The organism is Actinomadura sp. 21ATH (assembly GCF_041951345.1).
In the GTDB taxonomy this organism is placed as follows: Bacteria; Actinomycetota; Actinomycetes; order Streptosporangiales; family Streptosporangiaceae; genus Spirillospora.
The window spans coordinates 31068-44434 of the sequence record NZ_JBGNUR010000027.1; the positions used below are offsets into that span (position 1 = coordinate 31068).

A 13367-nucleotide genomic window follows, 5' to 3' on the forward strand; every position below is an offset into this window, starting at 1 on the left:
GGCGGCGGGCGCGCGCCGCGAGAGCGCGTGGCGGGGGGCGCCCGCGGCGCGGGCGGAAACGCGCGCGGGCGGCGGTCGGAAGGGAACGGGTCGAAGCGGGAGAAGAGGGAGTCCGGCCGCGTCCAGAATGGCGGCGACAGTGAATACGTCCCCATTTCCGGGACCATTCAAAGCAGAAAGGGCGGGTTTATATGATGCATCGCCCCGATGGCCGCCTGAAAGGTGGGACCCGGAGGCTTTACCCGGCCTCCGGGTCCCTGGTTACCGCCACGTGCGCACGCCGGTACTTTTAAGGGCGCGGGTCAGTCGTCATGTCATCGTGCTCTACGGTTGAGCTACCGCGCCATGGAGAGGCGCGGGCCGGAGTTGAACCGGCAACCCGATGATCAGGCCCGTGCCCGGGCGACCCGGCGATCGGCGGTGAATGCTGAAGCTGGAGCGAGAGTCTGAGCGTGACCACGGCCGCCTCTACCGATTGGGCCACCCCGGCGCGCGGTGCCGGGGGAGGGACTCGAACCCCCATGAAACCGTGTTTTTCAGCCTGACGTTTCAGTTTCAGCTTCCGCGCCTTTCCGGCGCGTTACCCCGCGCTCCCACGGGGCGTCTGTGACCTTACTCGAACAGGTAGCCGAACACCACCTCGCCGACGCTGCGCTCGTCCACCTCGGTGCCGTTGGCCTCCTCGCGCGCGAACTTGACCGCCTGCTGCAGCCGGTCGACGCGGTCGAGCAGCTCGTTGACGCGGCGGGCCGGCAGCGCGCCGGAGAACTTCACCGTCGTCCAGTGACCGACCGTGACGTCCTCGTAGAAGACCTCGACCTGCGCCGGGTGCTTGTCGGTCGCCTCGGCCTTGACGTGGTTGAACGGCACCTTCTTGGTCTTGACCGTGCGGACGGGGTCGGTCCGGTAGGAGTCGCTGGAGGCGTCGAACGTCCACGACTCGGCGGCGTCCAGGACCGGCAGCTTCTTGATGAAGGTGTGCAGGTCGACCAGCTGCTTCTCCAGGAAGAGCAGGTAGGTGACCGGGACGTCGCGCAGCAGCGGGCGGCCGTCGACGGTGACGTCGGCGCGGGCGACGCAGTTGGTCCAGTCCTTGGTGGCGGTCACGTCGAACAGCCGGGTGAGGGTGGCGGCGGCCTGCCGCAGCACCTCCTCGGCCTTGACCTGCACGCGGGTCGACTCCGGCGGCAGCTGCTCGCCGTCCTCGTCCTTCGGCTGGTAGTTGCGGGAGATGCCCGAGAGCAGGGGCTGCTTCTGCACCGCGTGGTGGGCGTCGGTCAGCTCGCGCAGCGACTTGGCCTTGACGCCCTTCTCGACGGCGATGATCTGGTTGAGCTTCGGCACAATTCCTCCCGTTCGGACCTAAACGACCGTAGCGGTTTCGGACGGCCGCCCGCACGCGCTTTTCGGCGGCCCATTCCCGGCCGGGGTTTGCCGGGCCGCCGGGCGGACATCGGGCCGGTGGCATCGGGGGACACCCGGACTAGGAGGTTCCATGCTCGCGATCGTCGCGGCCGTCGTCTTCGGCCTCGCGCTGCTGTTCGACCTGGCCGACATCGCGTCCGACCCGTTCGACTACCAGACGCTCATCACGGTGGGCCTGCTGCTGATCGCGCTGCACCTGGCCGGTGTCGGCGCCGGGAGCGACTGGCGGTCCCGCGGCTGGTCGCGCCGCCGCACCACCCGCCGCTGATCTACAACGTAAAGGCGACGGGCCGCTCCGCGCGGTGCCCGCACCGCCCGGGCGCGCATGCCCCCGGGCGCGGGCAGGAGCGGCCCGTCCCGGCGGCGGTCAGGAGCCGTCGCGGCCCTGGGCGTAGTCGCGCAGGCCGGGCAGGTCCGTCACCACGGTGCGGCGCCAGCCCGTGCGGACCAGGCCGCGGCGGCGCAGGCTGTTGAGGCCGCGGGCGACGGTCTCGCGCGAGGCGTCCATGCAGCTGCCCAGCTCCTCCTGCGACAGCGGCGGCGCGATCTCGATGCTGCCGTCGGGCTCGGGCGGCACGTGCCGGGCCGACAGCTCCGCCAGGCTCGCCAGCAGCTGCGCCAGCCGCTGCGCGCCCTTGGCCGACACGTGCGACTGCAGCCGCTGGTCGGCGTCGTCGAGGCGGCGCACGAACGTGCCGGTCACCAGCCGCCACACCGTGGCGTGCGCGTCCAGGAAACCGGTGAAGCGGGCGGCGGGCACCACCAGCGCGCGGACCGGGTTCAGCGCGGTGACGGTCGCCGACCGGTGCCGGCTGCCCAGCACCGCGCTCTCGCACACCAGGTCGCCGGGCCCGCGCACGGCCAGCACCACGTCGTGGCCGTCCTCGGTGGAGGAGGTGACCTTGGCCCAGCCCTCCTCGATGATGACGATGTGGTCGGACTCCTCGCCCTGGTAGCACAGCGGCCGCTTGGCCGGGTAGGCGCGGCGCCGCGCGACCTGCCGCAGCGCGGCCCGCTGCCCCTCGTCGAGCGCGTCCCAGAAACCGTCGCGGCGGCCGCTGGGGACGCCGTCACGCGGCAGGGTGATCCGTTCGGTCACGGGCGATCCGTCTCCTGCGCTCCCCGCCCGTGCGGGCGCGGGGTTCCGAGTGAAGGTGACTCCAGTGGACAATCGGCGCGCCGGTCTGGCAAGCCGGCGCGGGGACGCGGTGGACCGGCGCCCGCGGCAGTTGGGGGGAGTGGGGCGGTGAGGCCCAGTGCCGCGGGCACCGGCCCGCTCGTGCGCGGGCCGCCGCGGAACCCGCCCCGCGGGTTCCCGCGGCGCCCGCGCCGCCTAGCGTTCGTGCTGCTGTCCACGTCTCCCAGGAAACCCCGTCACTGATCACGATGCTGCTCTTCGGGGCACGCCCTGTCTGCGTCATCTGACACAGAAGGCGCCGCCGCCTTACCTTAAGGTCAGAATTCCGGTCAGGGCGGCCGGTGTCAGGAGGCCGCCGGGGCGAGGGCGTTCAGCAGCCGGTTGACCGGCCCGGACAGGTTCCACTCGTCCGCCAGCGCCGCCAGCGCCACCAGGGCCGCCGGATCGCGGGGCTCGGCGGGCAGCCGGTCGTCCAGGCCGCTCAGCACCGGGTCGTCGATGCCGGTGACGACCTTCACCACCGTCTCGGCCGCCGCCAGGTAGTCGCTCGCCGCCTCCATCCGGCGGCGCGCGCCCGCCGGGAAGCCTTCGGTCGTGCCGGCCTGCAGCGCGGCCAGGATGCCCTCCAGCGAGCCGAACCGCGTCACCAGCGCCGCCGCGGTCTTGTCGCCGATCCCCGGCACGCCCGGCAGCCCGTCGCTGGGGTCGCCGCGCAGCGTCGCGTAGTCGGCGTAGCCGCGGCCGGGGATGCCGTACTTGGCCGCGACCTCCTTCTCGCCCATCACCTGCAGGTTGCGGATGCCGCGCGCGGTGTAGAGGACCTGCACCGGGCCGCGCTCGTCGACGAGCTGGAACAGGTCGCGGTCGCCGGTCACGATGTCGACCGGGCCCTGCGCGGCGCCGCGCACCGCGAGCGTGCCGATCACGTCGTCCGCCTCGTACCCCGGCACCCCGGCGACGGCCAGCCCGAACGCCTTCAGCACCGCGTCGATCACCGGCAGCTGCGCCTCGAGCGCGTCCGGCGTCTGGTCGCCGCCGTCGTCGGCGACCCGGTGGGCCTTGTACGAGGGCAGCGCCTCCACCCGGAACGCCGGCCGCCAGTCGGCGTCCATGCAGCACACCAGCCGGTCCGGGCGGCGGTCCTGGACCAGCCGCGCGATCATGTCGACCAGCCCGCGCACGGCGTTCACCGGCGTCCCGTCCGGCGCCTTCACCGACTCGGGCACCCCGAAGAAGGCGCGGAAGTACAGCGACGGCGTGTCCAGCAGCATCAGCCCGCTCATGCCCACATGCTCCCACGCCGGTGCGACAGAGCCGGGGAACCCTTGCGATGCTGGTGCGGTACGAGCAGGTGAGACGGGCCGGGACGAGGGTCCGCGGCGAGGACCCGGGACCAGATCCGGAACGAGAATGGAGACGGATGTGACAGAGTCGTTGTATCCGCGCGAGCGGCTCGCGCAGGTGCGGGCGGCCGCGGAGGAGGCCGGGCTCGGCGCGCTGCTGCTGACGCCGGGACCGGACCTGCGGTACGTCACCGGCTACGACGCGCTCCAGCTGGAGCGGCTGACCTGCCTGGTGGTGCCGGCGTCCGGCGAGCCCTTCCTGGTGGTGCCCAGGCTGGAGCTGCCGGCGGCGCAGGAGTCGCCGGCCGGGGCGCTGGGCGTGGAGCTGGTGCCCTGGGACGAGACCGACGACCCGTACGCGCTGGTCGCGGCGCGGCTGCCGCGCGGCCTGGCGAAGGTCGCGGTGGCCGACCGGATGTGGGCGGCGATGGCGCTGCGGTTCCGGGCCGCGCTGCCGGGCGCCGAGCAGGTCGCGGCGGGCCGGGTGATGGGCGGGCTGCGGATGCGCAAGAGCGCCGCCGAGGTCGAGGCGCTGCGCGAGGCGGGCGCGGCGATCGACCGGGTGCACCGGCGGGTGCCGGAGTTCCTCAAGCCGGGCCGCACCGAGCGCGAGGTCGGCCGCGACATCGCCGACGCGATCATCGCCGAGGGCCACGAGCGCGTCGACTTCGTCATCGTCGGCTCCGGTCCCAACGGCGCCAACCCGCACGCCGAGCTGTCGGACCGCCCCATCGCGCCCGGGGAGCCGGTGGTGGTCGACATCGGCGGGACGATGCCGAGCGGCTACTGCTCGGACTCCACGCGCAACTACTGCGTCGGCACGCCGCCGGCTTCCTACGTGGCCTACTACGACGTGCTGCGCGAGGCGCAGGAGGCGTCGTGCCGGGCGGTGCGCCCCGGCGCCACGCCCGAGGCGGTGGACGCGGCGGGCCGCGACATCATCGCCGCCGCCGGGTACGGGGAGCACTTCTTCCACCGCACCGGCCACGGCATCGGGCTGGAGACGCACGAGGAGCCGTACATCGTCGCGGGCAACACCGAGCCGCTGGAGCCGGGGATGGCGTTCTCGATCGAGCCGGGGATCTACCCGGGCGAGCACGGCGCGCGGATCGAGGACATCGTGGTGTGCACCGCGGACGGGTTCGAGCGGATGAACGCCACCACCCGGGAGACCGTCATCGTCCACTGAACGGCCCGGCGCGCGGGAACGGTGCGGAGCGGCGGGGGGGCCCCGGGGGGCCCCGCCGCCGCGGCATTCGTACCTTATGTTCGGCTCGATAACGATATGTACACCGTTTGGGCGTCCCGGCGGCACCCTATTGCGGCCCGGTCGCCCCGCCCTGTACGCACTAGGCATTGTTCCGCCGGGGTTACGAACGCCTGTCCCGCCGGCCGTGCGCGCGTACGGCCGGCGCGGCGCGCGCGAGGGCCCCGGGAGGTGGCCGGGGACGGGCCGACGTCCGCCACGGCTATTGGACGATTTGCCAGCTGGGCGGGCGGAAGGAGGGGCCGTGGCAGAGGTGGTCCTCAGCGGCGTCGGGAAGGTCTATCCGGACGGCACCAGGGCCGTGGCCGATCTCGGCCTCACCGTCGCCGACGGGGAGTTCCTGGTCCTGGTCGGGCCCTCGGGCTGCGGGAAGACCACCGCGCTGCGGATGGTCGCCGGGCTGGAGGAGATCTCCGAGGGCGAGGTCACGATCGGCGGCCGGGTCGTCAACCGCGTCCCCGCCCGGGACCGCGACGTGGCGATGGTTTTCCAGAGCTACGCCCTCTACCCGCACCTGTCGGTGCGCGACAACATCGGCTTCGGCCTGTCGCTGCGCAAGCTCCCCAAGAAGGAGATCCGCGAGAAGGTCGAGCACGCCGCCCGAATCCTCGGCCTCACCGACCACCTGGACCGCAAGCCCCGCAACCTGTCGGGCGGGCAGCGGCAGCGGGTCGCGATGGGCCGCGCGATCGTCCGCGAGCCGCAGGCGTTCCTGATGGACGAGCCGCTGTCCAACCTCGACGCCAAGCTGCGCGTCCAGATGCGCGCCGAGATCGCCCGCATCCAGCGCGACCTCGGCGTCACCACGATCTACGTCACCCACGACCAGACCGAGGCGATGACGCTCGGCGACCGGGTCGCGGTGATGAAGAAGGGCGAGCTCCAGCAGGTCGCGCCGCCGCAGGAGCTGTACGACCGCCCGGCCAACCTGTTCGTGGCCGGCTTCATCGGCTCGCCCGCGATGAACCTGCTCCACGGGCGGCTGTCCGGCGACGCCGCCGCGCCGCGGCTGGAGGTCGGCGGCCGGACGCTGGACCTGCCGCCCGCCGTCCTGGACACCCGGCCCGCACTCGCCTCCTACCTCGGCCGCGACGTCGTCGTCGGCATCCGCCCCGAGGACATGGAGGACGCCGAGCTGGTCGAGGCCGGCGACGGCGCCCGGCTCACCGCCACCGCCGACCTGGTGGAGGCGATGGGCTCGGACGTGCTCGTGCACTTCGCGGTCGAGGCCGAGCGCGTGGACACCGAGGACACCCGGGAGCTGGCGCGCGACGCCGGCACCGACGTGCTCGGCACCCCCGAAGAGCCCCGTACGGACCTGGTAGCGCGGTTCAGCCCGCGCACCCGCGTCAAGGTCGGCGACCCGGTGGAGGTACGGGTCGACACCGGCCGGCTGCATTTCTTCGATATCGGGACCGGCGAGTCGATCTGGGGATCGGCCGGCGCCGGATCGGCCAGGGAGGAAGAAGAGGGATGAGGGTCAGCAGGCGAGTACTGAGCACCGCCGTCGCGGCGGGGCTGCTGGTCACGGCCGCCGGATGCGGCGGCGACGACGGCGGCGGGGAGGCGCCGGCCGGAGGCGGCGCGCTCAAGGGCACCACCGTCGAGGTCGCCGCCAAGTGGACCGGGCCGGAGGAGAAGAACTTCCGCGAGGTCCTCAAGGCGTTCGAGAAGAAGACCGGCGCCACCGTCAAGTACGCCTCCACCGGCGAGAACACCGACGCCTTCCTCGGCCCGCGGCTGCAGGCCAACCAGCCGCCGGACGTGGCGATCCTGCCGCAGCCCGGCCTCATGCGGCAGTACGCGGAGAAGGGCTCCCTCAAGCCGCTCGGCGCCGACGTCACCCAGACCATCGACCAGAACTTCTCGCCGTACTGGAAGGACCTGGGCTCCGCCGACGGCAAGACCTACGGCGTGCTCATCAAGGCCGCCTACAAGTCGATCATGTGGTACCGGCCGCAGGTGTTCTCCGACGCCGGCGTGCAGCCCCCGGCGACCTGGGCCGACCTGGTGAAGGCGGCTGGCACCGTGCGCGACTCGGGCACCACCCCGTTCGTGCTGGCGGCCGGCCCGCAGGACTCCTGGACGCTCACCGACTGGTTCGAGAACGTCTACCTCTCGCAGGCCGGGCCCGAGAAGTACGACCAGCTCGCCGAGCACAAGATCAAGTGGACCGACCCGTCGGTCGGCCAGGCGCTGGAGACGCTCGCGCAGATCTGGGGCAAGCCCGACCTGATCGCCGGCGGCACCTCGCAGGCCACCAAGACCAAGTTCGACGCCTCGGTGACCGAGGTGTTCGGCCAGCAGAAGGCCGCGATGGTGTACGGCGGCGACTTCGCCGCGGCCAACATCAACACCACCAAGTCCAAGGTCGGCACCGACGCCAAGGTCTTCGCCTTCCCCAAGGCCGGGAACACCGCGCCGGCGATGCTGGGCGGCGACATCGCGGTCGCGATGAAGGACGGCAAGGGCGCCCAGGAGCTGATGAAGTTCCTCGCCTCGCCCGAGGCCGGCAAGACGTGGGCGGGCCTGGGCGGCTACCTGTCGCCGAACAAGGGCGTCGCCCCCGACGCCTACGCCGACCCGGTCGCCAAGCAGCTCATCGCCCAGCTCCAGGCGGCCGGCGACGCCGCCCGCTACGACCTGTCGGACCTGACCCCCGCCGCGTTCGGCGCCACCCCCGGCGAGGGCATGTGGGAGGCGCTGCGCGGCTTCGTGCAGAACCCGTCGGACGTCAAGGGCACGCAGGCGAAGCTGGAGGCCGAGGCCGCCAAGGCGTACAAGGGTTAGGGCGAGCACCGGATGAAGGTCGCTCACGACGACGCGGCGCCGCCGGCCGGACCGGCCGGCGGCACCGCCGCGGCCGCCGCGAAGCCCGCCGGCCGCGGCGGCAAGGGCGGGCTGCAGCCGCCGTCCTGGTTCGCGCTGCTGTTCCTGCTGCCCGCGCTGCTGCTGCTCGGCTTCCTGGTCGTCTACCCGATCGTGTACTCGGTCGTCCGCAGCTTCTTCGACGCCGAGGGCACCGGCTTCGTCGGCCTCGACAACTACGTCGGCGTCTTCCAGGGCCACGACAACCTGGTCGCCGTCCGCAACACCGCGATCTGGGTGGTCGTGGCGCCGACCCTGGTCACCATCGTCGGGCTGGTCTTCGCCGTGCTCACCGAGCGGATCCGGTGGGCCACGGTGTTCAAGCTCGTGGTGTTCATGCCGATGGCGATCTCGTTCCTCGCCTCCGGCGTGATCTTCCGCCTGGTGTACGAGCAGGACCCCGACAAGGGCGTGGCCAACGCCGCGATGGTCGCCGTCCACGACACCTTCGCCGGGGGAGCGAGCTACCCCGGCGCCGGCCCGCGGACCGGCGGCGGCCAGCCGGTGCGGCCCGGGGCCGACGGCGTCTCGGTGAACGTCGCAGCGCCCGTCGCCGCCGGGCAGAGCGCGCTCGTCCCGCTGGTGCGGGTCAAGCCCGAGCTGCTGCCGGAGGACGCGAAGCCCGCGGCGCCGCCGCCGGCCGCCCGGCCCGGGCAGCTGACCGGCACCGTGTGGTTCGACTTCACCAGGGGCGGCGGCGGGGCGCCGAACCGGCCGAACGCCGGCGAGTCCGGCCTGCCGGGCGTCACCGTCCAGGCGATGCGGGGGAGCGAGGTCGCCGGCACCGCCACCACCCGGGCGGACGGCACGTTCACCATCACCGGGCTCGGGTCCGGGACGTACACGGTCACGCTGCCCAAGGACAACTTCACCGCCGCCTACGGCGGCGCGGAGTGGCTCGGCGGCACCCTCATCACCCCGGCGATCATCGGGTCGTACCTGTGGGTGTGGGCCGGGTTCGCGATGGTCCTGATCGCCGCGGGCCTGGCCGCCATCCCGCGCGACGCGCTCGAGGCGGCCCGGGTCGACGGCGCCACCGAATGGCAGGTGTTCCGGCGGGTGACGATCCCGCTGCTGGCGCCGGTGCTGATGGTCGTCCTGGTCACGCTGGTCATCAACGTGCTGAAGGTGTTCGACCTGGTGTTCATCATCGGCGGCGGCGATCCCGACGCCAGCGTGCTGGCGCTGCGGATGTGGACCGAGTCGTTCGGCGGCGGCAACGACCAGGGGGCGGGCAGCGCGATCGCGGTGCTGCTGTTCCTGCTGGTGGTGCCCGCCATGCTGTTCAACCTCCGGCGGCTGCGGCAGGAGCGGTCATGAGCGCGAAGAACCCGGCGAACACGGGCAACGCAGGGCACGCGGGAAACGCGGGGCCTGCGCCCGGGGCGCCGAAGCGGGGCGTGGCCGCCCGGATCGCCGGCCGCGTCGGCGGCGGCGCGGCCCAGGGGCTGCTGGTCGTGGTCGCGCTGTTCTGGCTCGTCCCGACGTTCGGGCTGCTGATGGCCTCGCTGCGGTCGAACGAGGACAACAACGCCGGCGGCTGGTGGCAGGTGTTCACCGCGCCGTCGCAGCTGACCGGCGAGGCGTACACCGCGCTGCTCGACAAGCCCGACTTCGTCGACTCGTTCTGGAACACCGTGCTCATCACGGTGCCCTCCACGGTGCTGGTGGTGGCGATCGCCGCGCTGGCCGCGTACGCGTTCGCGTGGCTGGAGTTCCCCGGCCGCGACTGGCTGTTCCTGCTCGTGGTGGCGCTGCTGGTCGTGCCGGTGCAGGTCGCGCTGATCCCGGTCGCCAAGCTGTACGGGCGGATCGACTTCGGCGGCTTCCAGATGTTCGGGTCGGTCACCGGCGTGGTGCTGTTCCACGTGGCGTTCGGGCTGCCGTTCGCCATCTTCCTGCTGCGCAACTTCTTCGCCGCGATCCCGCGCGACCTGCTGGAGGCGGCGCGGATGGACGGCGGCTCGGAGTGGACGATCTTCCGCCGGGTGATCTTCCCGCTGGGCGGCCCGGCGATCGCCTCCCTGGGCATCTTCCAGTTCCTGTGGGTGTGGAACGACCTGCTGGTCGCGCTGGTGTTCGCCGACACCGGCTCGCAGCCGATGACCAAGTGGCTCCAGTCGCAGATGCGGCAGTTCACCGGGAACATCGACGTGCTGGCGCCCGGCGCGTTCCTGTCGCTGATCATCCCGCTGGCCGTCTTCTTCGCGTTCCAGCGCTACTTCGTGCAGGGAGTGCTGGCCGGCTCGGTGAAGTGACCCGCCTGGAGACGGCAGCGTGAGAGCGGCGAGGCCCGGGCCGTACGGCCCGGGCCTCGCCGTGTCCGGGTGTTCCGGGTCAGGCGGTGTTCCGGGTCAGGCGGACGCCTTGGTGACCGGGGTGCCCGCCGCGGCGGCGTCGGCGTGGCCGATCGCCAGGCCGCTGGCCGGGTCGAAGAAGTGCAGCCGGCGGGTGTCGACGGCCAGCTCGATGTCCTGGCCGGGCCGCACGTGCGAGCGGGCGTTGACGCGGGCGGTCCACAGCGCCTTGTTGTCGGCCAGCGGGATCGCCATGTCCTCCTCGCCCTCGGCGGCGTCCTCGGCCAGGTCGGCGGTGTCCTTGTGCTCGACCGGCGGGGCGTCGATGGCGAAGATGACGTTGATCTCGCTGCCCAGCTCCTCGGTCACGCTGGTGGTGGCGTGCAGCGGCGCCCAGTCGGGCTTGGCGTGCGCGGCGTCCTCGAAGTCGGACGGCCGGATGCCGAGGATGATCTCGCGGCCGACGTACCCGTCCAGGCCGGGCTTGGCGGCCAGCAGGTCGGCCGGCACCGGCAGCGTGTAGCCGGCGAACGAGACCCGCGCGCCGTCGTCGTCCTTCTCCAGCTTCGCGGTGACGAAGTTCATCGCGGGCGAGCCGATGAAGCCGGCCACGAACAGGTTGACGGGGTTGTCGAACAGCCGCTGCGGCGTGTCGACCTGCTGCAGCTTGCCCTCGCGCAGGACGCAGACGCGGTCGCCGAGCGTCATGGCCTCGACCTGGTCGTGCGTGACGTACACGGTGGTGACCTTGAGGCGCTCGTGCAGCTGGCTGAGCGAGGCGCGCATCGACACGCGGAGCTTGGCGTCCAGGTTGGACAGCGGCTCGTCCATCAGGAACGCCTGCGGCTCGCGGACGATCGCGCGGCCCATCGCGACCCGCTGCCGCTGCCCGCCCGACAGCGCGGCCGGCTTGCGCGACAGGTACTGCTCCAGGCCGAGCATCTTGGCGGCGTCGCGGACCTTCTTGGCGCGCTCCTCCTTGGACACGCCGCGCAGCTTCAGCCCGAACGCCAGGTTCTGCTCGACGGTCATGTGGGGGTAGAGGGCGTAGTTCTGGAACACCATCGCGATGTCGCGGTCCTTGGGCGCCAGGTCGTTCACCACCCGCTCGCCGATGGAGATCTTGCCGCCGCTGATCTCCTCCAGCCCGGCGATCATCCGCAGCGCGGTGGACTTGCCGCAGCCCGACGGGCCGACCAGCACCATGAACTCGCCGTCGCGGATCTCCAGGTCCAGCCCGTCGACGGCCTTGACGCCGCCGCCGTACACCTTGTCGACCCGCTCCAGCACGATCTCGGCCATCTCGTCCCTCTCACTCCGGTTAGTGGAAACGTTTCCAACGACCTGCCGCCCACCAGGGCTTTCGACCAGTGACCGGAGTCAACATGATGGAAACGTTTCCAGGAAAGGTGTGGTCATGAAAAGATGACCGGCGGAGAGGCGGTGGGCCGATGGCGGGCGGGCGGCCAGCGACGATCAAGGACGTGGCGGCGGCGGCCGGGGTGGGCATCGCGACCGTGTCGCGGGTGTTCACCGGCACCGGCTCGGTCGGCGCGGCCACCCGCGAGCGCGTGCTGGCCGCGGCCCGGGAGCTGGACTACCGGCCCAGCGCCCTCGGCCGCGGGCTCAAGCTGCGGCGCGCCGGCGGCATCGGGCTGGTCGTCCCCGATGTCACCGACCCGTTCTGCGCCGAGCTGATCGCCGGGGTGCTCGCCTGCGCCCGCACCCTGGGCGAGCACGTGATCGTGGACGCCGCGCACGGCGACCCCGCCCGCGAGGCCGAGATCGTGGAACGGCTCGTGGAGCAGCGCGTCGCCGGCGTCATCGCGCTGCCCGCCGGCGACGCCGCCGCCTGGCGCAGCGCCGCCGGTGCCGGTCCCGGCGCCGGCGTGGTCTTCGCCGACCGGGCCCTGCCCGGCCTCCCGGAGATCCCCGCCGTCCTCGCCGACGACCGCGGGGGCGTCCGCACGCTCACCGAGTACCTGGCCGGCCTCGGGCACCGCCGCATCGCGTTCCTGGGCGGCGCGGCGCCCGGCACCCCGCCCGGCGTGCGCGAGCGCGCGTTCCGCGACACCCTGGCGGCCGTGGGCGTGCCCGCCGACGAGGACCTGATCGTCGCCGCCCGGCCCGAGCGCGACAGCGCCTACGGCGCCGCCGCCGGCCTGCTGCAGCGGCGCGGCGACGTGACCGCCGTGCTCGCCGCCGGCCACCTGCTCGGCGAGGCGGCCGTCCTGGTCGCCCGCGAGCTCGACCTGCGCGTCCCGGCCGACGTCTCCATCGCGATGGTCGACGACGTGCCCTGGGCCGAGCTGTGCGACCCGCCCCTCACCGCCGTCGCCCGCCCCGGGCACGACATCGGGTACCGGGCGTGCGAGCTGCTCCTGCGCGACCGCGCGCGGCGCGGCCGCGGCGGCCCGGTGCTGCTGCCGGCCGAACTGATGATCCGCGGCAGCTGCGGCCCGCCCCGCACCGCCCGCGGCGGCGGCCGTTCCGGCTGAGCACGGCCCCGCCTTGATCGGCTCTTGACCCTGCACGGACCCCGCCGACACGCTAGATTTCCCGGGTGGAGGAGATCGATCGTCAGATCATGGCGTTGCTGGCCGATGACGGCCGGATGAGCTTCACCGATCTGGCCAAGGAGACCGGCCTTTCGGTGTCGGCCGTGCACCAGCGGGTGCGGCGGCTGCAGAAGCGCGGCGTCATCAAGGGGTTCACGGCACTGCTGGACAACGAGCAGATCGGGCTGCCGCTCACCGCGTTCGTATCGATCAAACCGATCGACCCGGCGGCGCCGGACGACGCGCCCGAGCGGCTGGCCGGCCTGGCCGCGATCGAGGCATGCCATTCGGTGGCGGGGGAGGAGAGCTACATCCTCAAGGTGAGGGTGAAATCCCCCAACGAGCTGGAGGACCTGCTCCAGCAGATCCGAGCCGCGGCCAACGTCGCGACCCGCACCACGGTCGTTCTCAGCACCCCCTGGGAGAACCGCCGCCCGCCCCTTTAAGGAAGACGAGAGGAACGATCACGCC

General features: G+C 72.7%; 12 protein-coding genes. 8 read left to right on the plus strand and 4 right to left on the minus strand.

Annotation, left to right across the window (positions count from 1 at the left end; genetic code table 11):
• Positions 1 to 612 precede the first annotated feature (612 nt).
• Positions 613 to 1344, minus strand: coding sequence for a hypothetical protein (locus ACA361_RS39945; RefSeq protein ID WP_375020353.1), 732 nt, complete (start codon positions 1342 to 1344; stop codon positions 613 to 615).
• A gap of 151 nt (positions 1345 to 1495) precedes the next feature.
• Here ACA361_RS39945 and ACA361_RS39950 point away from each other — a divergent pair, with 151 nt between their 5' ends.
• Positions 1496 to 1693, plus strand: a complete 198-nt coding sequence (locus tag ACA361_RS39950; protein WP_375020354.1) for a hypothetical protein — start codon at positions 1496 to 1498, stop codon at positions 1691 to 1693.
• Between the two features lie 99 nt (positions 1694 to 1792).
• Here ACA361_RS39950 and ACA361_RS39955 read toward each other — a convergent pair whose 3' ends face one another.
• Together ACA361_RS39955 and ACA361_RS39960 are read right to left on the minus strand one after the other, a co-directional pair.
• Positions 1793 to 2524: a Crp/Fnr family transcriptional regulator gene (locus ACA361_RS39955; RefSeq protein WP_375020355.1), complete on the minus strand. Its 732-nt coding sequence runs from the start codon at positions 2522 to 2524 to the stop codon at positions 1793 to 1795.
• A 383-nt stretch (positions 2525 to 2907) separates the two neighbouring features.
• Positions 2908 to 3846, minus strand: coding sequence for a 5'-3' exonuclease H3TH domain-containing protein (locus ACA361_RS39960; RefSeq protein WP_375020356.1), 939 nt, complete (start codon positions 3844 to 3846; stop codon positions 2908 to 2910).
• Positions 3847 to 3985: 139 nt separating this feature from the next.
• On the opposite strand from ACA361_RS39960, the gene ACA361_RS39965 reads away from it, so the two are divergent.
• The 5 genes from ACA361_RS39965 (at position 3986) to ACA361_RS39985 (ending at position 10299) form a co-directional block, all read left to right on the plus strand.
• Entirely contained in the window at positions 3986 to 5095 is a 1110-nt protein-coding gene (locus ACA361_RS39965; RefSeq protein WP_375020357.1) for a M24 family metallopeptidase, read from the plus strand.
• Between the two features lie 322 nt (positions 5096 to 5417).
• The gene (locus ACA361_RS39970; protein ID WP_375020358.1) at positions 5418 to 6650 is read left to right on the plus strand and encodes an ABC transporter ATP-binding protein; all 1233 of its coding nucleotides are present in this window, start codon (positions 5418 to 5420) and stop codon (positions 6648 to 6650) included.
• Entirely contained in the window at positions 6647 to 7963 is a 1317-nt protein-coding gene (locus tag ACA361_RS39975; protein WP_375020359.1) for an ABC transporter substrate-binding protein, read from the plus strand. Before ACA361_RS39970 ends, ACA361_RS39975 begins: the two co-directional genes overlap by 4 nt.
• A gap of 12 nt (positions 7964 to 7975) precedes the next feature.
• Positions 7976 to 9361: an ABC transporter permease subunit gene (locus ACA361_RS39980; RefSeq protein WP_375020360.1), complete on the plus strand. Its 1386-nt coding sequence runs from the start codon at positions 7976 to 7978 to the stop codon at positions 9359 to 9361.
• On the plus strand, positions 9358 to 10299 hold the full coding sequence (locus ACA361_RS39985; protein WP_375020361.1) for a carbohydrate ABC transporter permease: 942 nt from the start codon (positions 9358 to 9360) through the stop codon (positions 10297 to 10299). Before ACA361_RS39980 ends, ACA361_RS39985 begins: the two co-directional genes overlap by 4 nt.
• A gap of 96 nt (positions 10300 to 10395) precedes the next feature.
• Here the strand turns inward: ACA361_RS39985 and ACA361_RS39990 are convergent, their stop codons facing one another.
• Positions 10396 to 11640, minus strand: a complete 1245-nt coding sequence (locus ACA361_RS39990; RefSeq protein ID WP_375020362.1) for an ABC transporter ATP-binding protein — start codon at positions 11638 to 11640, stop codon at positions 10396 to 10398.
• Between the two features lie 149 nt (positions 11641 to 11789).
• Between ACA361_RS39990 and ACA361_RS39995 the strand changes: the two genes are divergently transcribed.
• The gene (locus tag ACA361_RS39995) at positions 11790 to 12836 is read left to right on the plus strand and encodes a LacI family DNA-binding transcriptional regulator (protein ID WP_375020363.1); all 1047 of its coding nucleotides are present in this window, start codon (positions 11790 to 11792) and stop codon (positions 12834 to 12836) included.
• Positions 12837 to 12901: 65 nt separating this feature from the next.
• Positions 12902 to 13342: an Lrp/AsnC family transcriptional regulator gene (locus ACA361_RS40000; RefSeq protein ID WP_375020364.1), complete on the plus strand. Its 441-nt coding sequence runs from the start codon at positions 12902 to 12904 to the stop codon at positions 13340 to 13342.
• The last annotated feature ends 25 nt before the right edge of the window (positions 13343 to 13367 follow it).